Here is a 22,351-nt window from a genome sequence, read left to right on the forward strand (position 1 = left end):
AAAGCACCTACAGGTTCTTGATCCGCCCCAGCAGGCGCGACAGCAGGCTCTGCCGCGCCGGGGGCAAGGGGGCGGGTGCCGGCGTGGCCGGCCGGGTAGCGGCAGAAGCCGCCTCGTTTGCCTTGCCTGCTTGTTCCAGCAGGCCCAGCGCGTGGCTGGCGGCAATGAAATTGCACAGCGGGCCCGGCTCCATCTTGAGCAGGCTTACCGCCACGCGCAGGCTGGTGGGGGTACGTGACCACAGGCCGGCAATACGCAAGGCACCGGGCAGCGGCGCCAGCCGGGTCAGGTTGGGCCATTGGCGCAGGCGTAGCGGTGTGTCCGGGTCGATACCGGCCAGCAGGCGGCCACGGCAGCTCCACAGCGCCACCTGCCATAGCAGGGTGGATAGCGGCAGGCGCAGCGTGGGCTCCCCCACCGGCTGGGTGGCGAGCGCCTCGGCACCCAGGCGCAGGCCGTTCAGCTCGCACAGCTGCTGCACGCTGGACAGCGTGGTGTACAGCGCCACCTGGCCCTGCACCGGGTCTACCGTGGCAAACAGGCGCTGCTCGCAGTGCAGCTGCTGCGGCTGCTTCTGGCGGGCAGCGGCGACCAGCAGGCCATAGATGGTGCCGGCCGGGTGGAAGCGCTGCAGGGTACGGCGCTGGCCGCTGCGCGGGGCGGGGTTGGCCGCAGGGCTATCGCCGTGCATGGGCAGCGAGGGGGGAAGGCGCTGGGCGGGCGGGGGTACGGCCTGGTCGCTGGCGGGTAGCGGCAGCGTCACGGCGGGTGCGGCGGGTACGGGGTTGGCCGCAGGGGCGGTGTCGTGGCCGGGTGCGGCCAACAGCTGGCGCAGTAGCGGAAACAGCTTTTCCATGCGTACCGGCTTCACCATCTGCAGCGACGGGGCATCGTCGCTGGGGTAGGCGGTCACAATCAGCGCCGGCAGCGCCGGGTGTTGCTGGCGATACTGCTGCCATACCTGCCAGCCGCTGGCGCTGTCGACATCCACAATCGCCACCTGTGGCGTAGCCGGGTGGTCGCTGGCCAGACAGTAACGATGCAGGGTATGCAGGCGAAACGCCATGCGGAACAGCGCCAGCTTGCGTTCGTCCATGCCGGCGGTGAGTACGGTAATCGGCTCAGCCGGCGTGCTGACAGACATGGGCTTCCTCCAGCGGGTCATCCAGTTTCAGAAGCTGGCGCAATTGCGCCAGGCGGGTGGCCACCTCGGCAGGCGGCCGCCCCAGGGTTTGGCGCAGGTGCTGCAGCAGTGCGCGCAGGTGGTCGGTAGCCTCCAGGCGCTGGTACAGGTCTAGCAGCAGCGGGTAGAGGCGTACGTCGGCCGGGTTGGCAAACACGGCTTGCTCCAGCACCGCCAGCGCCTGCTCGGTCTGGCCGTAATCCAGGTAGGCATCGGCTTCGGCCAGCGCATCGTGCCGGGTTGCGGTGCCCGCTGCGGCGGCGTGCACGGTTACCAGCGGTATGCCGCCCCCGGCAGTGGGGCTGGGCGGGACAAACCCCCATTCGCGCCCCAGCGCGTCCAGCCGGGCGCTGTCCGGCCCACTGGCCAGTACATCCAGCACCGGGTGGCTGCCCAGGGCAAACCCCATGCGCAGCAGGCGCTCGCGCAGGGCGGCACCGTGTTCACCCAGCAGCACAAAGCTCTGCCACAGACGGCGGGTGAAGCCGGCCAGGTTGGCCTGGCGGTAATACAGATGCAGGATGTCCATCAGCGGGGTAAGCGGGTGGCGCGTCTGGGCCAGCAGGGCTTCCAGCGTGCCGATGGCGGTCGCGGTTTCGCCGTGCTGCTGCAGGATGCGCACGCCCTGGCGCGCGGGCATCAGGTGGCAAATGGCCAGCCGCTCGTGCGGGTTCAGCGCGGCCAGCGCCTGGCTGCCACACACCAGCTGCAGGCTGCCATCGCCTGCGGCGCTGGCCGGGCTGGCATGCGGGCCTGGCTGTGGGGTAGCGCCTGCCGGCTGGCGCAGGCCGATGCGGCGGCTGACCGTGGCCATGTCCCAGCCCAGGGTCTCTTCGGCAAACACGCGCAGCGCCAGGTTGTCCGGGTCGATGCGCAGGCCTTCTACTACCGCCTGGCCGGTGTCGGCCTCGGTCATGATGCCCAGTGCGGCCAACCTTTGCAGTATCTCGGTAAAGTCGTCGATGGCGTGCAGGCGCAGGTACAGGCCCAGTAGCCGTGCCAGCTCGCGGCTGGCGGGCGGGTTGTGGTCTACATAGCTGCGCAGCAGGGCCGCGGCGCGGTCCAGGTAGCCAAATTGCAGGTAGACGTCGGCTTCGGTCAGCAGATCGGTATCGGCTACGCCGATGTCCAGCGGTAGCTCATCCGCCCCCGCCTGTTCGCCGGCCACCGGCAGCACAGGCGTATCGGCGGATAAGCCGTCTCCAGCCGGTGCCGTAGCCGGCAGCGTGGCAGGGTTGGCCGCAGGCTGCGGGCGCAGTATTTTCAGCGGCGGCAGCTGGCTGCCGGCCGGCGGCGTGGCCCGACGCTGACGCAGCACCAGCAGCACGCCCAGCAAGACAGCGGGGCTAGCGGCCAATAGCAGCGTGAAGTCGTCTGGCAGCAGCATGGTTTAGCGGCGCGGCGGGAAGTCGGCTTCGGACAGCAGGTCGGTGCCGCACTCCAGCTTTTCGAACCAGTCGAGGAAGCGCTTCACCATGGCTTTGCCTTTGTACGAGGCCCCGTGCTGCGGCACGATCCACTCTATGTCCATCTGGCGCACCATGTTGACCCACAGGCGGGCGGCGCGGTTATTGCTCATGTAGCGGCGGTGAAAGCCGGACATGTGGTGGTCTACCAGGTGGCGGTCAAAGTCTTCCACCGGCTGCGCCGCGCTGGTGCCGTCCATCAGGGATGCGCCGATATCGCCGGAAAACAGGATCTTGCTGATGGGGTCGTACACCTGGAAAAACCCCACGGTATGCAGGTAGTGCGCCGGCACGATTTCCAGCCGCGTACGGCCCAGTGGCAGGGTCATGCCGCGGGCGGGGATGGGAATCAGCCGGCCTTCGGTGGCGCCTTTTACGCAAAAATGCGGGATGAAGCGCGTCCACTCCTGCGCAATCACGATCTGCGCGTCGGTAATCAGCAGCCAGCCGTTGGCCGAGGCAATGATGTCCGGGTCCTGGTGCGAGGCAAAAATATAGCGGGTATGCGAGGGCAGAAAGTGCTCGGCCATTTCGGCCAGCAGGTGCTTGTAGGTCAGGTTGCCGCCCGGGTCCAGCAGCATGCCGTCGCCATCGTGCACAATGGCAAACTGGTTGGACTGAATGCCCTCACCCTGTACCAGGTCGGTAAAGGCGATGCATTTATGGTTGCCGTCGTTGTAGAGAACCTGTGCCATAACGCTTGCGAGCCACCTGCTCGGTGCAGACCGGATAGACCCGAAAGATTAGCCAGCCTAATACAAGCGGGTATTGACTCGCATCAAACAGCAGGCAATGGCTGTAACGGCACGGGAGGCAGCCGCCAGGCCCGGGCGCAAAAACGCCCCGCCGTGCCAGGCACGAACGGGGCGCTGTATCGCAGGGTTGGCCGCAGCTTAGTGCGATACCGCCTTCAGCATGTCTTCCACCACCTTTTTGGCATCGCCAAACACCATCATGGTTTTGTCCATGTAGAACAGCTCGTTATCCAGGCCGGCGTAGCCCACGCTCATCGAGCGTTTCACCACGATCACGGTGCGTGCCTTGTGCGCTTCCAGAATCGGCATGCCGTAGATCGGGCTTTGCTTGTCTTTCTGCGCGGCCGGGTTCACCACGTCGTTGGCGCCAATCACCAGTACCACATCGGTGTTGGAGAAGTCGGAGTTAATCTCTTCCATCTCCTGCACCTGCTCGTACGGCACTTCGGCTTCGGCCAGCAGCACGTTCATGTGGCCTGGCATACGGCCCGCTACCGGGTGGATGGCGTAGCGTACGTTCACGCCTTTCTGGTGCAGCAGCTCGGCAAACTCCTGCAGCGCGTGCTGGGCACGCGATACGGCCAGGCCGTAGCCGGGCACGATGATCACGCTGTCGGCGTTGCTCATCAGGAAGGTGGCGTCTTCGGCCGAACCGGACTTGTAGTTCTTCGGCCCGGTGTCGGCGCTGCCGCCGGCAGCCGCTTCGGCACCAAAACCGCCCAGCAGCACGCTGACGATGGAACGGTTCATGGCCTTGCACATGATGTAGGACAGAATGGCACCGGAAGCGCCCACGCACGCGCCGGCAATGATCAGCACCGGGTTGTTCAGGGTAAAGCCGATACCCGCTGCCGCCCAGCCGGAGTAGCTGTTCAGCATGGATACCACCACCGGCATATCGGCCCCGCCGATCGGGATGATCAGCGTCACGCCCAGCACCAGCGCAATGGCCACCATCATCAGGAAGGCGCCGTGGCTATCGGTGAGGAAGTACGCCACGCCAAAGCCCACCATGCCCAGTGCCAGCACCAGGTTCAGCAGGTGTTGGCCGCTGAAGTTCACTGCCTTGGCGCCAAACTTGCCGGACAGCTTGCCGTAGGCCACCACCGAGGCGGTGAAGGTAATGGCACCGATGAAGGCACCGATGAACAGCTCGATCTTCTGCACGCCGGTATGCTCGACACCCGCGTGGAAAATGGCGGCCACGGCAATCAGCACCGCCGACAGGCCCACCAGCGAGTGCATGGCGGCTACCAGCTCGGGCATGCCGGTCATCTCGACGGTTTTGGCTTTGTACGCGCCAATGGCGCCACCGGCCACGATGGCACCGACAATCAGCGCCAGCACCGGCTTGTCCATGATCATGAAGGTGGTGCCCACGGCAATCAGCATGCCGATAATGCCGTAGCGGTTACCCTGAATCGCCGTAGTGGGCGAGGACAGGCCTTTCAGTGCCAGGATGAACAGCACGGCTGCCACCAGGTAAAGTACTGCGGATACGTTCTCCATCTGCTATGCCCCCTGTTTTTTCTTCTTCTTGAACATGTCGAGCATGCGCTGGGTGACCATGAAGCCACCGAAGATGTTGATACTGGCCAGGAAGATACCGATGGTGCCCAGCACCGATGTCACGGTGATCTGGCTGCCATGGATATCCACCACCTGCAGCATGGCGCCCACGATGATGATGCCGGAAATGGCATTGGTTACCGCCATCAGCGGGGTGTGCAGGGCCGGGGTAACGTTCCATACCACGTGGTAGCCCACGAACACGGCCAGAACGAAGATGGTGAAGCTGGAGATAAACGGGTCAACCATGATGGCACCTCCTAGTTGGCCGCAGGAAAGCGCACCTGGCCGTCGTGCGTCACCAGGGTGGCCGCCAGCAGGTCGTCTTCCAGATTAAGGGTGAAGCCTTCCTTGCTGAGCATCAGCGACAGGAAGGTAAGCAGGTTTTTGGCGTACAGGCTGGAGGCATCGGCCGCCAGCTGGCCCGGCAGATTGGACAGGCCCACCACGGTCACGCCGTTGTCGGTGCGATGCACCTCGCCCGGTACGGTCAGCTCGCAGTTGCCACCGGCTTCGGCGGCAATGTCGATAATCACGCTGCCCGGCTTCATGGCGGCCACGATATCGCGGCTGATCAGCGTCGGCGCTTTCTTGCCCGGAATCAGCGCCGTGGTGATGATGATGTCGGCCTGGCGCGCGTGCTTGGCTACCAGCTCGGCCTGACGACGCTTGTAGTCGTCCGACATCTCCTTGGCGTACACACCATCGTTGGCCTTCTTCTCTTCCTCGCTCATCGGTACTTCGATGAACTTGCCGCCCAGGCTTTCCACCTGTTCTTTGGTAGACGGGCGCACGTCGGTGGCTTCCACCACCGCCCCCAGGCGCTTGGCGGTAGCAATCGCCTGCAAACCGGCCACACCCACGCCCATGATCAGCACACGGGCAGGCTTCACGGTACCGGCTGCGGTCATCAGCATCGGCATGAAGCGCGGGTAGTAGTGCGTGGCCAGCAGCACGGCACGGTAGCCGGCAATGTTGTTCTGGCTGGACAGCACGTCCATGCTCTGCGCGCGCGTGGTACGCGGCAGCAGCTCCATGGCAAAGGCCGACACCTTGCGCGCAGCCAGCTGCGGGAAGGTGGTGTTCTGGAACGGTGCCAGCTGGCCAATCAGCACGGCGCCTTCTTTCAGCTCGGCAATAGCGTCTTCCGGCAGCGGGCGCACGGTCAGCACAATGTCGCCCTGCGCCAGCACCGCCGCGCGCGATGCGGCCAAGGTGGCGCCGGCTTCGGCATACGCCGCATCCGGCACGGCCGCCATATGGCCCGCCCCCGCCTCTACCACCACGGCATGACCCATGGCGACGAGCTTTTTAACCGTTTCCGGTGTCGCGGCCACGCGGCTTTCACCTGCCAGCCTTTCGGCTGGAATAGCGATTTGCATGGTCTTCCTTTCTGCAAATAGATGAATGACAAATAAAAAATCTAAAGATAGCGAACGCCCGTGCGAGGCCTAATTTCGAACGAGCGTTTGAATTCTTACTACATCACGACTTTTGATTTAGCGCAACGCTTTTACAAAAAAGCGACATGCCAAACGGTAGTCAGCCCTGTCGGCAGGGCAACACAGCTGCCATGAATACTGTCCAACAAGCTATTAATCAAATGATTTCAAAACAGTTTTTCCAAAAACTTATATCGTTGCCGGCAGGCTGTCGTGTTTTTTGTACGTTGCTGTGCTGCGACATGCGGCCTGCTGTGGCGGAACCCCCACGCCCATAACAGCCAGCAGCGCCATGCCGCACAGATATTGCAATGCAACATCCGTATTACAGTAGACCTTTTTGTCTAACACTTTGTAAAGAAGGGTTTACGCTTAAGGGGTAATCCCTGTGGCAAATGCCGCTAAATGCTTACCGTAGCAGGCAATTTCTGCAGAATGACGACAGTTTTGTAACGCACTCCGTTACGCTTTTTTCATGAAATGGAGCGAAAGCATGCATTGGCCATACCCACTAGGCTTTGCCCACCGGCTGGGGGGTGCACTGGCCCCGGAAAACACGCTGGCAGGGCTGCAGCTGGCCCACAGGCTGGGCGTGAACGGCGTGGAATGTGATGTACAGCTCAGCGCGGATGGCAAGGCGGTGATCGTGCACGACCACGCCCTGGAGCGCACCACCACCGGGAGTGGCGACGTGGCCGGGCAAACCATCGCCCAGCTGCAAACGCTGGACGCCGGGCGCTACCACCACCTGGCGTTTGCCGGCGAACCGCTACCCACGCTGGCGGCGCTGGCCGCCAAAAGCCGCAAGCTTGGCATGGCGGTGAACCTGGAGCTGAAGCCCGCGCACGAGCCCGCCGCCATGGCCCGCGTGTGTGTGGCCGAAATCCAGGCACTGTGGCAAGGCGCGGCGCTACCGCCGCTGCTGTCATCGTTTGATACCGCCGCGCTGGCTAGCGCACAGTTGGCCGCACCGCAGCTGCCACGCGCCCTGCTACTGGACACCCTGTCGGAAGACAGCGTGGCACAAGCCCGTGCACTGGGCTGCTGTGCCCTGCACGTGCATTACCGTGCCCTGGACGAAGCCAGCGTGCAGGCCCTGCACCAAGCCGGGCTGGCGGTGATGGCCTGGACGGTAAACCAGCTGGACGACATGCAAAGGCTGCGGCACTGGGGGGTCAACATGCTGTGTACCGACCGGCCAGACCGGCTGGACCCCAGCTGGCTGTAAGCTGGCGCTACGGCCGCAACGCCGCCGCGTCATAGGCGCAGCCGGGGGTACGCGCGCCGGCATTGGCCCGCTCGCAACGAGGGTTATGCGGCACCTGCCGGCCAGGATCCAGCTGGCCCATGGCGCGCATACGGGTAATCGCCATGGCCACCTGGGCGCGGTACGGCCCCCAGGGCGACAAACGGGACAAGGCAATAAAGCCACCGTAGGATTTGGCCTGCAAGGGCATCTGGCGCACGCGCTGCGCCAGCGACTCGGCTGCCAGCACGCTGCGCCCGTGCAGCACGGGCGCAATCACCACATCCACCCGCCCTGCCACCAGCTTGCGCATGGATTCCACCGTATGCAGCGCCACGTCTTTCTGTAGCGTGGTATCTGCGTCGAAGCGGGCAAAATAGCGCCGGTCATGCGTTACCCCCACACGCAGGCCGGCCAGGTCTTCATAACGGGCAAGCGGGCGGTGGTCGGTACTGCGCATGAAAAAGGCAATGCGCGAGTCTTCTTCCAGCCCCGGGGGAATAAAGTCGAGGTACGCCACCCGCTCCGGCGTGGCCGCCAGGCCCAGCGCCACATCGGCCTCGCCCAGCTGCATCAGCTGCAGACAGCGGCTAAGCGAGCACTGGATGAAACGCGGCGTGGCATCCAGCTGCGCGGCCAGCTGGCGCAGTATGCGGGCATAGGGGCCCTGCGCCTCGCCATTGGCATCGATGGTTTTCCAGGGCGGCATCACGCTAAAGGCAATATTCAGCACGGCAGGCTGCGCCCCCAGTGCCGGGGTGGCACAGCCTGCGGCCAACATCAGCGCCAGCACGCCACGGCGCAGGCTCAAGGCTGCGGCCTTATGGTCATGTCGACATCGGCCTTGGCCAGCAGGCGGCGAACGGTACCGTCTTTCACCATGCCAGCCAGCTGCCGCGACAACACGCCTGACAGCTGTTGCGCTACCACCGACCTGCGCGAAATGGCAATGCGCCTGGGCTCGCCAAACTCGAACGACACCTGCGCCTGGCGATACATCCCGCGATAGCGCGATTCGCGCAGCTCGCCCTGCGCCTGCAAGCCATTGATCAGCAATACATCAAAACGCTTGGCCAATAGCTTGCGCAACGCCATGCCAATGGTGGGCGCCGCATCACGGCGGATGCGGTTATCGGCGTCAAACTGCGGAAAATAATGTACCCCTTCCACTACCCCCACCCGCAATGGCAGCAAATCCTCATAGCGCCGCAACACCCGCGCATCGTTACTGCGCTGCAACACAACGGTACGGCTGCTGGGGGCAAACGGCGGGTCGATAAACTGCAGGTAGGCATCGCGGTCGGGGCCGCCTTTCACGCCGATGGTGATATCGGCACTGCCGGTTTCCATCATGGCCAGCACACGTTTGAGCGGCACCTGTTCGATTTCCAGCACCAGCTGGCTGCGGCGCGCCAGCTCGCGGATGATGTCCACGTACGCCCCGGCAGGGCGGCCGTTGGCATCCAGCACTTTGTAGGGCTCTGCGGTATTAAAGGCGAAGACCAGGCGCTGGGCCTGCGCTGGCCATACGGCCAGACACACGCAAGCCAGCAGTATGGACTTGGCCCACTGCATCAGCCTGCCACCATCGGGGCGCAACCCGGGCAAACCGCAAACATCAGAAACAACATGGCAGGCCCCTTATTGACAGGCAGAATGACCTTACAAGTCTAGCATTGCCCCATCGATAACATGGCCAATCATTTAAAATCTTGTGGCCCGGTGGCAGATACGCGGCGCTGCAGCCAGTCGCTCAGCAGGATGGGTGGAGCAAACTGCAGCTGGCCGCCGTGCTCGCGTAGCGGCCGCAGCGGGTTGTCCTGCCACAATAGCTTGCCCAACAAATAGTGCTCGCCTTCGCGCCACTGCGGGTTGTGCACCCGGTAGCCCAGCCGTGCGGCCAACCATACCGCCGCTTCGTAATGGCTGATGTGCGATTGCGCCGCCAGGGCGTCTACGCTGCCGGCAGCGCCCTGCCGGGCCAGCAGCAGCATCGGCACGTCTGCCACCTCTGGCTGCAAATCGTTATGCCCCCAGCGCCCGCCCTCCCCCAGCAGCTGGCCGTGGTCGCCGGTAATCAGCAGATAGCGCTCGCCCGACAAGGCTTCGAACTGGCGGATGATCTCGCCCAGCACATCGTCGGCGTACAGCACGGCGTTATCGTAGGCATTGGACTTGCGGGTGGCGTAAGGCAAGGCTTCGTCGGTAGGCCAGCGCTGAAAGCGGGCACCGCGGTGGCGGTAGTTATCCTGATACGGGCTGTGGGCACTGCGCAGGTTCAGCATCACAAAACTGCGTGGGCCCAGCGCTTGCCGTGCCAACAGCTGCGGTAAGGCGTGGTCGTGCTGCTGGCGGAATAATAGCGGGTAGTCCTCCCTGCTGATGCGCACATCCATGAATGTACTGCCCAGATTGGCCAGCAGTTTGGATTCCTGCGACGACAGCCACAGCGTGCTAAAGCCCTGCTGCCGTGCCAGGCGGAACAGGTTGTACGGCTGCTGGCGTAACAGATGGTGCTGCCCGGGGTGGCTCACCAGGTTCACAAAGCTGGACAAGGACACGGCCGTTGCTACCCCGGAGGCGATACCCGGCCGTGCCAGCAGCCCGGGCGTCGCCGCCAGCTGTGGCGTAGTGGGCCGTGCATAGCCCAGCACCCCCAGCCGGCTACCGCGCAGCGAATCCACCATCACCACCCAGACATGGCGCGCACCACTGGGCTGCGGCTGCAGCTGATAGGGCTGTGGCGGCAGCAAGGGCAAGGGCTGTTGTTCGCGCCCCGCCAGACGTACGGTGTAATAGGCAAAAGCGTTCAGGCTGTTGTGCAGGCTGCTGCGGGTGGGGCCGGGCATGAAGGCATCCATATCGCGGTAGGTGGCGCGGTAGGGCTTGGCCAGTAACACCGCCAGCACCAGCACCCCACCCAGCACACGCCAGCCGGTAGCCGGTGGCGGCAGCCGCCCCAGTAGCCAGGCCAGCACGCCGTAGGGCAGGCCCACCGCCAGCAGCACCGGCCAGTGATCGTGCCAGTGGTAACGCGCGGTCTGCCATACCTCGCCGGGCTGGCCAAACAGGCTTACCAGCTCGGCCGGCGCCAGCGGCTCGCCGGCAAAAGAAATATTGCCCAGCTGCGCCAGCTGCATGGCCGCCAGCAGCGCCAGCAGGGGCCAGATCAACCAGCGGCTAGCCAACAGGCACAGGCCCAGCGCAAACAACAGCAACACCGCTACATAGCGCAGCTCTAGCTCGGCCTGGTTAGCCGCCACAAACTGCTGGTGGATGGCATCGTCCAGCAGCAGCAATACCGTACACACCACCACACACACAAGCCGGTACCACTGGCTGGCACATCGCTGCATTGTCAGGCCCTATATTATTGAAACAATGCTAGCTCGCACCGGCCCCGCAGCAGCCGGTGCGGCACACGTTTACTTACCGATGCAAAAGCGGCTGAAGATCACCCCCAGCAGGTCGTCCGGCGTGAACTTGCCGGTGATCTCCGACAGGCTGTTCTGCGCCATGCGCAGCTCTTCGGCAAAGATTTCCACCATCTGCCAATCGGCCTCAGCCAGGCCCAGGTGGTCGGCGGCGCGGGCGATGGCATCCAGGTGGCGTTCGCGCGCCAGAAACACGCCTTCGCTGTCACCGCTGTAGCCGATCATCTCCAGCAGCAACGCGCGCAGGTCGTCCACGCCGGCGTGGGTACGCGCCGACAGGTGTACCACCGGGTGGCCGTCTTGCTCGCTGCGGCCAACCTGACCGCCAGACAGGTCTACCTTGTTGAACACGTGTACGCGCGGCAGGCGCGCTGGCAGCTTGGCCAGAATGGCGTGTACCTCGGGTACCAGGCCATCGCGGCTATCGGCCAGCACCAGCGCCACGTCGGCGCGCTCCACCGCCTGCCAGGTGCGCTCGATGCCGATTTTCTCCACCACATCGTTGGTATCGCGCAGGCCGGCGGTATCGATGATATGTACCGGCACGCCGTCGATCACGATTTCCTCGCGCACGGTGTCGCGTGTGGTGCCGGCAATATCGGTGACGATGGCGATGTCGTCGCCGGCCAGCGCGTTCATCAGGCTGGATTTGCCTACGTTGGGCTGGCCCACCAACACCACGTGCATGCCCTCGCGCAGCAGCGCGCCCTGCTTGGCGGTGGCCTGCACTTTTTGCAGTTGGCCGCGCAGGCGGCGCAGGCGCCCTACCGCGTCGGCTTTCTCCAGAAAGTCGATGTCTTCTTCGGGGAAGTCCAGCGTGGCTTCGACCAGCATGCGCAGGTTGATCAGCTCGTCCACCAGGGTGTGAATCTCGTGCGAGAAGGCACCTTTCAGCGACTTCAGCGCGCTCTTGGCCGCGCTTTCGCTGGCGGCGTCGATCAGGTCGGCCACGCTTTCGGCCTGCGCCAGGTCCAGCTTGTCGTTCAGAAAGGCGCGCTTGGTGAACTCGCCCGGCTCGGCCAGGCGGGCACCCAGCTGCAAGCAGCGGCTCACCAGCATCTTCATCACCACCGGGCCCCCGTGGCCCTGCAGCTCGATCACGTCTTCGCCGGTAAAGCTGTTGGGGCCGGGGAAGTACAGCAACAGGCCGTTGTCGATGGCGCTGCCATCGGCATCGTAAAAATCGGTATAGGTGGCGTAGCGCGGGCGCGGCGTTTTGCCGCCGCTGATGGCCTGGGCAAAGGGCAGCAGGTCACGGCCGGAAACGCGCACCACCCCCACGCCGCCGCGGCCGGGGGCGGTAGCAATGGCGCAGATGGTGCTGGGGGTGTAGCTGAGACTCATGTGATTTCCTTGGATTCTTAGGCCACGAAAGCCACGAAAAGACACCAAAAAACTGACAAACCGGCAGAGCCATGGCGGCTGGCTGCGCGCTTGGCGCTTGTTTCGTGTGTTTTAGTGGGGTTCGTGGCAAACGGCATTGTAGCCCGCCGGGCGGACCAGCCAGCAAAAAGCCCGGCCAAAAGGCCGGGCTGTGATTCTACCGTACAAGGTTGGCCGCAGATCAGGACTGCAGCGCGGCCTTGCGGGCGTTTTCGATGCTCTGGTTCACGTACCACTGCTGTGCGATAGACAGCAGGTTGTTCACTACCCAGTACAGCACCAGGCCAGCCGGGAAGAAGAAGAACATCACCGAGAACGCTACCGGCATGATCTTCATCATCTTGGCCTGCATCGGGTCGGCCGGTGGCGGGTTCAGGTAGGTCTGGGCAAACATGGTAATGGCCATGATCAGCGGCAGCGCGTAGAACGGGTCCGGGCGCGCCAGATCGTGGATGTACAGCCATTCAGCCTGGCGCAGCTCTACCGAAGCCAGCAGCGCCCAGTACAGGCCGATGAACACCGGAATCTGTACCAGCATAGGCAGGCAGCCGCCCAGCGGGTTCACTTTCTCGGTCTTGTACATTTCCATCACGGCTTGCTGGAACTTCATTCGGTCGTCGCCGTACTGCTGCTTCAGGTTTTCCAGACGCGGTGCCAGCACCTTCATCTTGGCCATGGAGCGGTAGGAGGCGGCGGTCAGCGGGTAGAACACCGCTTTCACGGTGAGGGTGAGCAGCACGATCGCCCAGCCCCAGTTGTTCACCAGTGCGTGCAGCTTGGTCAGCAGCCAGAACAACGGCGAGGCAAAGATATGCACCATGCCGTAGTCTTTGGCCAGGTCCAGGCCTTCGGCCACTTTGGTCACCGTGTTGTATTCCAGCGGGCCGGCGTACAGCGGTACGGTCAGCGAGGTGCTTTGGCCGGCGGCAACGGTCGGCACGGTCACCAGGGCGGCGGCCGAGTAGGCGCCGTTTTTAGGCTCCAGCAGGAACTGGCAGCTTTGTGCATTGGCACATACCGGCTTGCCTTCCAGCGGTTTCAGGATCCAGGCGCTACCAAAGTAGTGCTGCACCATGCCTACCCAGCCGTTGTCGGCGTTCTTGGCGTATTCGCCCTTGCCTTTGTCCAGGTCTTCAAACTTCACCTTCTGGAACTTGGCGTCGTGGGTATACACCGCCGGGCCGGTAAAGGTTTGCGCCATGCGGCTTTCGCCTTCTGGCGTCTGGCCGTCACGCAGCAAGCGGAAGTAAGCGGTAGTGGACAGCGGGGTGGTACCACCGTTGACGATGTCGTAGCGCACGTCGATCAGGTAGCTGCCCTTCTTGAAGGTATACACCTTGCTGACCTGTACACCGTTGGCCGCCGGGGCGGTCAGTTTCACTTCTACCTTGTCGCCTGCCAGCTGGTACTCGGCCTTTTCGGCAACAAACGCGGTTTTGTGGGTAGGCAGGGCAGCGTTACCGGCGGCGATCAGGCCGGTTTGTGCCACGTACAGGCGGTCACCCTTGTCGGTGAACAGCTCGAAGCGCTTGGAGGTGTCTACCGCGCCATCGTGCTTCAGCAGCTGCAGGCTGCGCAGGTCGCCACCATTGGTGTCGATCTCGGCGCGCAGCACGTCGGTATTCACTACCACGCGCTGGCCTTTGGCCGGTTTGGCGGTATCGGCTAGCTGGGCTGCCGGTACATCGGAATGGGGGGCTGCGGTGGCGGCAGCTTGTTGCTGCACGGCAGGCTTGGCGGGCGGCTTCGGCGCAAAGTATTCCTGCCACAACAGCAGGATGCCGAAAGACAGCACGATAAAGATGATCAGTCGTTTGGAGTCCATCTCTCTTACCGGAAAGGTCAGGGAACCGGGTCATAACCGCTGCCGCCCCAAGGGTGGCAACGGCATATCCGTCGTGTCGCTAGCAGGCCGCCCTTGATGGCGCCATGCTTTCTTAATGCTTCGATGGCGTAAGCCGAGCAGGTAGGCTGGTAACGGCAACGCGGCGGCAGCCAGGGGCTGATCGCCAGCTGGTAAAAGCGCACCAGAAGTATCAAGAATTTCGACATCGGGCTAGTTTAGCAAAGAGCGCAGCCAAAGCTGTGATTGCTTCGTGATATTCGTCGCGGTAATACGCCTGCCGGGAGCGGACAACAAAATCCATCGGTGGCAAGGCATGCTTGTTCAGGCGAAACCACTCGCGCACGGTGCGCTTGATGTAGTTACGGCGATTAGCACGCTTGGCCACTTTTTTGCCTACCACCAGGCCCAGGCGCGCATGCGTCAGGCCGTTGGGCCGGGCATACACCTGGAACAGGTTATTACTGCGCGCGTTCCGCAAATGAAAAACGGATGAGAACTCATCCGTTTTTAAAAGCCGGTGCGCACGGCGAAATGTGTTGTCCAAGCGATTAAACGGCCAGACGCTTGCGACCTTTAGCGCGACGGGCGGCCAGAACGGCACGACCACCACGGGTCTTGGAGCGAACGAGGAAGCCGTGAGTACGCTTGCGGCGGGTAGTAGAAGGCTGGTAAGTACGTTTCATGATGAAGTTTTCCTGTTTCGAAACGGAAATAAACGCGTGATTACACAGATAAATCCATGTTTTGTCAACCATTGCCGCCCAGAAGCCCACTAACAGCCCGCGGGCAGCACGCTAAAGCACACATTATAGAGACACTATGCCCTGCCCATGGTGGGCAAAGCGCTGTACAAATTTTTTGCAGCGCTGTGGATAACTTTGCGCAAAAGCCGTAGAATAGCCAGCTGAAAACCTGCCTGCCGCCGTGCCCAATAAAAGCGAATCCCCAGCACGGCTACCCTTATACAGGCAAGGCTAGCCAGCCCAACCCAACAATGACTGCCGGTGCCGCTTGCCGTCAGCCACTCCCGCCGCCCCCTGACCAGCTGTCCGTTTGCGGCGGGATTTTGTTTTTAATGACTTTGATGACTGAACCGGAACACTTCTGGGCCACGTGCCTGACGCGTCTGGAGGAAGAACTTTCCTCGCAGCAATTCAATACCTGGATCCGCCCTCTGGCCGCCGAGCCGACAGAGGAGGCACTGGTATTGTACGCACCCAACCGTTTCATCCTGCAGTTCATCAAAGACCGCTTCCTGGCGCGTATTGAAGAGCTGGCCATCGAGCTGCTGGGCGAAACACCGGTAGAGCTGCGCATTGGCGCGCCCGCCGGCGCCACCCCGGCCCCGGTCACGCCGCCCAAAGCCACCCCGCGTGGCCAGGGCAATGGCAGCGCCGCTGCGGCCAACCCTGCCGCCGCCGGCGACAGCAAAACCGACAGCCGCCCGGCCAGCAACCCCAGCGTGGCCGCCAGCCCCAAGCAAAACGCCCTGAAAGCCATTGGCGGTGGCCACGAAAGTACCCGCCTGAACCCGGCGTTTACCTTTGATACCCTGGTCACCGGTAAAGGCAACCAGCTGGCGCGCGCCGCCGCGCTGCAAATTGCCGAAAACCCGGGCGACCCGGCCTACAACCCGCTGTTTGTGTACGGTGGTGTGGGCCTGGGTAAGACCCACTTGATACAAGCCATCGGCAACCACGTTTATCAGAAAAACCCGCAGGCCAAGATTCGTTACATCCACGCCGAACGCTACGTCGCCGACATCATGCGCGCCTACCAGCACAAGGCCTTTGACGAGTTCAAGCGCTACTACCACAGCCTGGACCTGCTGCTGATCGACGACATCCAGTTTTTTGCCGGCAAAAACCGCACGCAGGAAGAATTCTTCTACGCCTTTAACGCGCTGATCGAGGGCGGCAAGCAGGTGATCATGACCTGCGACAGCTACCCCAAGCAGATAGAAGGCATGGAAGAGCGCCTGATCTCGCGCTTTAGCTGGGGCCTGACCGTAGAGATCCAGCCGCCGGAGCTGGAAATGCGCGTGGCCATTCTGATGAAAAAGGCCGAAGCCGATAACACCAAGCTGGACCACAACGTGGCCTTCTTCATTGCCCAGAACGTGCGCAGCAACGTGCGCGAGCTGGAAGGCGCACTGAAGCGCGTGGTGGCCTACGCCCGCTTTACCAGCCAGCCCATTACCATGGAGCTGGTCAAAGAAGCACTGAAAGACATCCTGGCAGCCGGTAACCGCCAGATCACCGTGGACGCCATCCAGAAAACGGTGGCCGAGTACTACAAGATCAAGCTGTCCGACATGCACAGCAAAAAGCGCAGCCGCGACATCGCCCGGCCGCGCCAGGTCGCCATGGCCCTGGCCAAAGAGCTGACCTCGCTGAGCCTGCCGAACATCGGCGACGCCTTTGGCGGCCGCGACCACACCACCGTGCTGCACGCCTGCAAAACCATTGCAGAAATGCGCGGTAGTGACGCGGACATCGCCCACGATTACGATACGCTGCTATCCATGCTGCGTAACTGAACCTTTTCATAACGACCTGTAACCCCGGGAGTCCGCACATGCTGATTCTGCAAGCCGAACGCGATGCACTGCTCAAACCCCTGCTGGCTGTCACCGGCATCGTAGAGCGTCGCCACACCCTGCCTATCCTCTCCAACGTATTGATCGAGAAAAAGGCAGATGCGGTAAGCTTTCTGGCCACCGACCTGGAAATCCAGATCACCACGGCCAGCCCCGACGACATCGCCGGCGAAGCCTTCCGCCTGACCACCTCGGCCAAAAAGCTGCAGGACATCCTGCGCGCGATCCCCGACAAGACCACCGTTACGCTGGAACAGCAAGACGGCCGCCTGATGCTGAAAGCCGGCAAAAGCCGCTTCAACCTGCAAACCCTGCCGGCGGACGACTTTCCGCTGCTGTCGGCCGCCAGCGCCGCCGAAGCCAGCTTCAGCCTGGCCCAGCGCGACCTGAAGCGCCTGATCGCCCAGGTACAGTACGCCATGGCTGTGCAGGACATTCGCTACTACCTGAACGGCCTGCTGCTGCAAACCGAAGGCAACCAGGTACGCCTGATCGCCACCGACGGCCACCGCCTGGCCTTTGCCAGCGCCGAAATTGCGGCCAACCTGGCCAAGAGCGAAGTGATCCTGCCGCGCAAAACCATCGTAGAGCTGTACAAGCTGCTGCAGGATAGCGACGAGCAGATCAACGTAGAGCTGCTGTCCAACCAGGTGCGCTTCAGCTTTGGCAGCACCGTGATCATCAGCAAAATCGTGGACGGCAAGTTCCCCGACTACAACCGCGTGATCCCGCTGGACAACAACAACATCTTCCTGCTGGAACGCGTTACCTTCCTGCAGGCCCTGCAACGCGCAGCCATCCTGGCCAACGAGAAATTCCGCGGCGTACGGCTGGTACTGCGCCCGGGCACCATGTCCATCCTGTGTACCAACAGCGAGCAGGAAGAAGCCGAAGAAGAGCTGGAAATCGCCTATCAGGGTGCCGAGCTGGAAATCGGCTTCAACATCAACTACCTGCTGGACGTGCTGACCAACCTGCCGGCTGAAACCGTGCAGCTCGCCTTTGGCGACGCCGTACGCGCCGTGCTGGTTACCATCCCGGACAACGCAACCTTCAAATATGTTGTGATGCCAATGCGCATCTAACACCCGCCTGCCCTGCCCCGTGCAGGGCCAGCGGTGGCGGCCAACAGCCTAAGGTTGGCCGCCAGCATGGGGGCAGCTGCCCCGAACGAACAGAAACAAGAGTGGGTTTATGAGCGAACAGGAATACGGCGCGGACAGCATCAAGGTACTAAAAGGTCTGGACGCAGTGCGCAAGCGCCCCGGCATGTACATTGGCGACACGCAGGATGGCACCGGCCTGCACCACATGGTGTTCGAAGTACTGGACAACGCCATTGACGAGGCGCTGGCCGGCCACGCCGACACCATCAAAGTCACCATCCACCCGGATCAATCCATCTCGGTGGAAGACAACGGCCGCGGTATCCCTACCGACATACACCCGGAAGAAGGCCGCTCGGCAGCCGAGGTCATCATGACCATCCTGCACGCCGGCGGTAAGTTTGACAGCAATAGCTACAAAATCTCCGGCGGCCTGCACGGCGTAGGCGTATCCGTAGTGAACGCGCTGTCCGACTGGCTCAAGCTCAAAATCTGGCGCAACGGCCAGGTACACGAAATGGAATTCCGCCGTGGCGAAGCCGTGGCCCCGCTGACCATGACCGGGCACACCACCTACCGTGGTACCGAAGTCACCTTCCGCGCCAGCGAAGAAACCTTCGGCCACGTAGAGTTCCACTTCGACATCCTGGCCAAGCGCATCCGCGAGCTATCGTTCCTGAACGACGGCGTGGCCATTACCCTGATCGACAAACGCAACGGCAAAGAAGAAAACTTCGCCTTTAGCGGCGGTGTAGCCGGCTTCGTGCAGTACATGAACCGCAACAAAAACCCGCTGCACCCCAAAGTGTTCTACGGCATTGGCGAAAAAGAAGGCATGACCGTAGAAGTAGCCATGCAGTGGAACGACAGCTACCAGGAAAACGTGCAGTGCTTCACCAACAACATCCCGCAGCGCGACGGGGGTAGCCACCTTACCGCCCTGCGCCAGGTGATGACCCGCACCCTGAACGGCTACATCGAACAAAGCGAAATCGCCAAAAAAGCCAAAGTCGATACCAGCGGCGACGACATGCGCGAAGGCCTCACCTGCGTACTGTCCGTGAAGCTGCCCGACCCCAAATTCAGCAGCCAGACCAAAGACAAACTGGTCTCCAGCGAAATCGGCCCGGTGGTAAACGAAGTCATCAGCGAAGCCCTGAAAAACTTCCTGATGGAAAACCCCAACGAAGCCAAAATCATTACCGGCAAGATCGTAGAAGCCGCCCGCGCCCGCGAAGCCGCCCGCAAAGCCCGCGAAATCACCCGCCGCAAAGGCGTGATGGACGGCCTGGGCCTGCCCGGCAAGCTGGCCGACTGCCAGGAAAAAGACCCGGCCATGTCCGAACTTTACCTGGTCGAGGGTGACTCCGCCGGCGGCTCCGCCAAGCAAGGCCGCGACCGCAAGTTCCAGGCCATCCTGCCGCTAAAAGGCAAGATCCTGAACGTAGAACGCGCCCGCTTCGACAAAATGCTGCAAAGCCAGGAAGTAGCCACCCTGATTACCGCCCTAGGCTGCGGCATTGGCAAAGACGAATACAACCCGGACAAGCTGCGCTACCACCGCATCATCATCATGACCGATGCCGACGTAGACGGCGCGCACATCCGCACCCTGCTGCTCACCTTCTTCTACCGCCAGACCCCCGAGCTGGTAGAGCGCGGCCACATCTACATCGCCCAGCCACCGCTGTACAAAGCCAAGCACGGCAAGCAGGAACGCTACCTGAAAGACGATTTCGAGCTGAACCAGTACCTGCTGCAGCTGGCGCTGGACAAAGCCGAGCTCACCCCCGCCGCCGGCGAAGCCCCGCTCAGCGGCGACGCCCTGGGTGAAATCGCCCGCCAGTACCTGCAAGCCCGCGCCGCCATCGACCGCGAAAGCCGCGTAGTAGACCCGCTAGTACTGCACGCCCTGATGAAGGTTGGCCGCATCAGCCTGGATAGCGAAAGCGCCGCCGCCACCGCCGTACAGCGCCTGGCCGCCGTACTGCCCGCCGAGCTCATCAAGCTGGACGCCCTGCGCGACGAGAAAAACGACGCCTGGCTCATCAAGATCACCCGCATGCTGCACGGCAACGTGCTGGTAACCGTGCTGGACCAGGACTTTTTGGCCACCGCCGACTACGACGTACTGGCCAAAACCGGCGACATGCTGCACGGCCTGCTGCGCGACGGCGCCCAGGTAAAACGCGGCGAAACGGTGAAACCGGTAAGCGAATTTGGCGACGCGCTAGACTGGCTGCTGGGCGAAACCCGCAAGGGCCTGTCCATCCAGCGCTACAAAGGCCTGGGCGAAATGAACCCCGGCCAGCTGTGGGAAACCACCATGGACCCGACAGTACGCCGCCTGCTGAAAGTAAAAATCGAAGACGCCATGGCCGCCGACGACGTGTTTACCACCCTGATGGGCGACAACGTCGAACCACGCCGCGCGTTTATCGAGAGCAATGCGTTGATTGCGCGGAATATTGACGTGTAAACATGTCGAATAACACAGTTAGTGAAATTTTTGACAGGTTAGTGAAATTTCACTGACAGAAATAATGAAAAAAGCTCCTCAGGGAGCTTTTTTCATATCAACAGACCTGCCAAATAAGACGACTAGGTTAGTTTGGAGAAATTCAGTACAATTACTACACATACGTTTTTTCCTTCCACTAGGCGTGTTACTTAGCATTTTGGCCATCTATCTTTATCAGCAAAAGAGTAAATATGTGTAATGAAGCAGCCACTATCCCTATTGTTGACTTATTTGCCGGCCCTGGCGGACTGGGAGAGGGCTTCTCTTCATTAAATGATGGTAGATCTTTTCAGATCGTCGTCTCAGCAGAAAGAGATCCTGTCGCACATCAGACACTACGTCTAAGAGCATTCTACCGGCTATTACGCACTAAACGGCCTGAGATGCTTGGAGACTACTATCGTTTCTGCCATGGAGAATCCGAAACACCATTCAGTCGTGATACCCAGGATCTATGGGATCTTGCTAACAAAGAGGCATTGTGCATTGAGATTGGCAGCCCAGAAGGTAATGCCAAGCTTGACTCTGCTATTCAACAAGCTCTGGGGGCAGCTAACAACCGTAAACCATGGCTGTTGATTGGCGGCCCGCCATGCCAAGCCTATTCGCTAGTTGGGCGCTCTCGAAATATGGGCAAGGCTGACTACAAACCGGAAGAAGACCATCGTCACTTCCTTTATCGAGAATATTTGAGAATTATACAGCGCTACCAACCAGATATTTTTGTAATGGAAAACGTCAAGGGTATACTTTCATCCAAAGTTAATGGCGTGCAGATATTTCATCAAATCCTTAATGACCTAACGAATCCAGATCATGCCCTTGGTGCAGATAAACAAGGCCATAAGTACAGAATTGTGTCGTTAGTTAACGATGTAGTCTTCGAGGATAGTAACGATCCAGCCAAACTCGATGCTACGAAGTACATCATCCGGGCTGAGGAGCATGGAATTCCACAAGCACGGCACCGGGTAATATTATTAGGAATTCGAGACGACATTCCGCACGCTTCATTGCCTAAGCTAACCAAAGACAAGCATATCAACGTAAAGGATATAATCGGTAACTTACCTAAACTTCGCAGCAGACTGAGCAAGCAGATCGATTCTGCAGATTCATGGGCAACATTGGTAAGTGAGCAGCTTGGAAAACTTGCCGTCTCAGCCGCATCACAGCAATATGGTTTTTCATATAGACTGGCTCCGAAACTTAGCCAAAATGCAGGCCTCATAGGGGGGATCAAATCATACGGGGCAAATCGACTAATCAAGACGGACTTAGAAGGTGGTACAGGTCATGCCCAGTTAGACTATTGGTTAATAGATAAAAGGCTTAAGGTCTGGCTCAATCATGAGTCACGGAGTCATCGCATTGATGATCTAGCACGCTATGGCTATGCAGCGACATTTGCTCAAGAGTTCAAACGATCACCGAAAGGCCATCAAGAATTTGATCTATCAGAGCTAGCACCCTCACATAAGAATTGGGAAAGTGGTAATTTTTCAGATCGATTCCGCGTTCAGACTGAAGACGGCCCCTCCACCACCATTACCAGTCATATATCAAAGGATGGCCACTACTTCATTCACTATGATCCACTGCAATGTCGCAGTCTGACAGTACGTGAGGCCGCGAGGCTACAGACGTTCCCTGACAACTATTTTTTTCAAGGTGGTCGGACGCAACAGTTTCAACAAGCGGGGAATGCAGTCCCGCCCCTGCTGGCATACAAAATTGCGGAAATAGTGCAGAAGATTCTTCAGCGATTACCATCACAATAGTTGCTGAGTAGATGAATACT

Annotated in this window: 19 protein-coding genes; 5 read left to right on the plus strand and 14 right to left on the minus strand. The window is 61.1% G+C overall.

Annotation, left to right across the window (positions count from 1 at the left end; all coding sequences use genetic code 11):
- Positions 1 to 7 precede the first annotated feature (7 nt).
- The 6 genes from FLQ44_RS16770 to FLQ44_RS16795 all read right to left on the minus strand — a co-directional run bounded on the left by FLQ44_RS16770 (position 8) and on the right by FLQ44_RS16795 (position 6,355).
- Positions 8 to 1,144 carry a response regulator gene (locus FLQ44_RS16770; RefSeq protein ID WP_147695325.1) on the minus strand — a complete coding sequence of 379 codons (1,137 nt, stop codon included), beginning with the start codon at positions 1,142 to 1,144 and terminating at the stop codon, positions 8 to 10.
- Positions 1,122 to 2,570, minus strand: a complete 1,449-nt coding sequence (locus tag FLQ44_RS16775; protein ID WP_147695326.1) for a hypothetical protein — start codon at positions 2,568 to 2,570, stop codon at positions 1,122 to 1,124. Before FLQ44_RS16775 ends, FLQ44_RS16770 begins: the two co-directional genes overlap by 23 nt.
- 3 nt (positions 2,571 to 2,573) lie before the next feature.
- Positions 2,574 to 3,344: an oxygen-binding di-iron domain-containing protein gene (locus tag FLQ44_RS16780; RefSeq protein WP_147695327.1), complete on the minus strand. Its 771-nt coding sequence runs from the start codon at positions 3,342 to 3,344 to the stop codon at positions 2,574 to 2,576.
- A 198-nt stretch (positions 3,345 to 3,542) separates the two neighbouring features.
- On the minus strand, positions 3,543 to 4,913 hold the full coding sequence (locus FLQ44_RS16785; protein ID WP_147695328.1) for an NAD(P)(+) transhydrogenase (Re/Si-specific) subunit beta: 1,371 nt from the start codon (positions 4,911 to 4,913) through the stop codon (positions 3,543 to 3,545).
- Between the two features lie 3 nt (positions 4,914 to 4,916).
- Positions 4,917 to 5,222 (minus strand): proton-translocating transhydrogenase family protein, encoded by a 306-nt coding sequence (locus FLQ44_RS16790; RefSeq protein WP_147695329.1) that lies wholly within the window; start codon positions 5,220 to 5,222, stop codon positions 4,917 to 4,919.
- An 11-nt stretch (positions 5,223 to 5,233) separates the two neighbouring features.
- A complete protein-coding gene (locus FLQ44_RS16795) occupies positions 5,234 to 6,355 on the minus strand; it encodes a Re/Si-specific NAD(P)(+) transhydrogenase subunit alpha (protein WP_147695330.1) in 1,122 nt (373 codons plus the stop codon).
- 553 nt (positions 6,356 to 6,908) lie between these two features.
- On the opposite strand from FLQ44_RS16795, the gene ugpQ reads away from it, so the two are divergent.
- Positions 6,909 to 7,643 carry a glycerophosphodiester phosphodiesterase gene (gene ugpQ / locus FLQ44_RS16800; protein WP_147695331.1) on the plus strand — a complete coding sequence of 245 codons (735 nt, stop codon included), beginning with the start codon at positions 6,909 to 6,911 and terminating at the stop codon, positions 7,641 to 7,643.
- A gap of 7 nt (positions 7,644 to 7,650) precedes the next feature.
- Here ugpQ and FLQ44_RS16805 read toward each other — a convergent pair whose 3' ends face one another.
- The 8 genes from FLQ44_RS16805 to rpmH form a co-directional block, all read right to left on the minus strand.
- Positions 7,651 to 8,472, minus strand: coding sequence for a substrate-binding periplasmic protein (locus FLQ44_RS16805; RefSeq protein ID WP_147695332.1), 822 nt, complete (start codon positions 8,470 to 8,472; stop codon positions 7,651 to 7,653).
- The gene (locus tag FLQ44_RS16810; protein ID WP_147695333.1) at positions 8,469 to 9,236 is read right to left on the minus strand and encodes a substrate-binding periplasmic protein; all 768 of its coding nucleotides are present in this window, start codon (positions 9,234 to 9,236) and stop codon (positions 8,469 to 8,471) included. Before FLQ44_RS16810 ends, FLQ44_RS16805 begins: the two co-directional genes overlap by 4 nt.
- Before the next feature lie 125 nt (positions 9,237 to 9,361).
- Positions 9,362 to 11,017, minus strand: coding sequence for a sulfatase-like hydrolase/transferase (locus FLQ44_RS16815; protein ID WP_147695334.1), 1,656 nt, complete (start codon positions 11,015 to 11,017; stop codon positions 9,362 to 9,364).
- A gap of 69 nt (positions 11,018 to 11,086) precedes the next feature.
- The gene (gene mnmE, locus FLQ44_RS16820) at positions 11,087 to 12,439 is read right to left on the minus strand and encodes a tRNA uridine-5-carboxymethylaminomethyl(34) synthesis GTPase MnmE (RefSeq protein ID WP_147695335.1); all 1,353 of its coding nucleotides are present in this window, start codon (positions 12,437 to 12,439) and stop codon (positions 11,087 to 11,089) included.
- A 220-nt stretch (positions 12,440 to 12,659) separates the two neighbouring features.
- Positions 12,660 to 14,303: a membrane protein insertase YidC gene (gene yidC, locus FLQ44_RS16825; protein WP_147695336.1), complete on the minus strand. Its 1,644-nt coding sequence runs from the start codon at positions 14,301 to 14,303 to the stop codon at positions 12,660 to 12,662.
- 17 nt (positions 14,304 to 14,320) lie between these two features.
- A complete protein-coding gene (gene yidD, locus FLQ44_RS16830) occupies positions 14,321 to 14,530 on the minus strand; it encodes a membrane protein insertion efficiency factor YidD (RefSeq protein ID WP_081600700.1) in 210 nt (69 codons plus the stop codon).
- Complete coding sequence (gene rnpA / locus FLQ44_RS16835) at positions 14,515 to 14,868, minus strand: ribonuclease P protein component (protein ID WP_081600701.1); 354 nt, start codon at positions 14,866 to 14,868, stop codon at positions 14,515 to 14,517. Before rnpA ends, yidD begins: the two co-directional genes overlap by 16 nt.
- Before the next feature lie 4 nt (positions 14,869 to 14,872).
- On the minus strand, positions 14,873 to 15,007 hold the full coding sequence (gene rpmH / locus FLQ44_RS16840) for a 50S ribosomal protein L34 (protein ID WP_008955801.1): 135 nt from the start codon (positions 15,005 to 15,007) through the stop codon (positions 14,873 to 14,875).
- Between the two features lie 401 nt (positions 15,008 to 15,408).
- Between rpmH and dnaA the strand changes: the two genes are divergently transcribed.
- The 4 genes from dnaA (at position 15,409) to FLQ44_RS16860 (ending at position 22,331) form a co-directional block, all read left to right on the plus strand.
- The gene (gene dnaA / locus FLQ44_RS16845) at positions 15,409 to 16,863 is read left to right on the plus strand and encodes a chromosomal replication initiator protein DnaA (RefSeq protein WP_147695337.1); all 1,455 of its coding nucleotides are present in this window, start codon (positions 15,409 to 15,411) and stop codon (positions 16,861 to 16,863) included.
- A 38-nt stretch (positions 16,864 to 16,901) separates the two neighbouring features.
- On the plus strand, positions 16,902 to 18,008 hold the full coding sequence (gene dnaN / locus FLQ44_RS16850; RefSeq protein WP_017510175.1) for a DNA polymerase III subunit beta: 1,107 nt from the start codon (positions 16,902 to 16,904) through the stop codon (positions 18,006 to 18,008).
- Positions 18,009 to 18,117: 109 nt separating this feature from the next.
- The gene (gyrB, locus tag FLQ44_RS16855) at positions 18,118 to 20,508 is read left to right on the plus strand and encodes a DNA topoisomerase (ATP-hydrolyzing) subunit B (protein WP_147695338.1); all 2,391 of its coding nucleotides are present in this window, start codon (positions 18,118 to 18,120) and stop codon (positions 20,506 to 20,508) included.
- 233 nt (positions 20,509 to 20,741) lie between these two features.
- A complete protein-coding gene (locus FLQ44_RS16860) occupies positions 20,742 to 22,331 on the plus strand; it encodes a DNA cytosine methyltransferase (RefSeq protein WP_147695339.1) in 1,590 nt (529 codons plus the stop codon).
- Positions 22,332 to 22,351 lie beyond the last annotated feature (20 nt).

It is taken from the genome of Vogesella mureinivorans (assembly GCF_007644035.1).
Taxonomy (GTDB): Bacteria; Pseudomonadota; Gammaproteobacteria; order Burkholderiales; family Chromobacteriaceae; genus Vogesella; species Vogesella mureinivorans.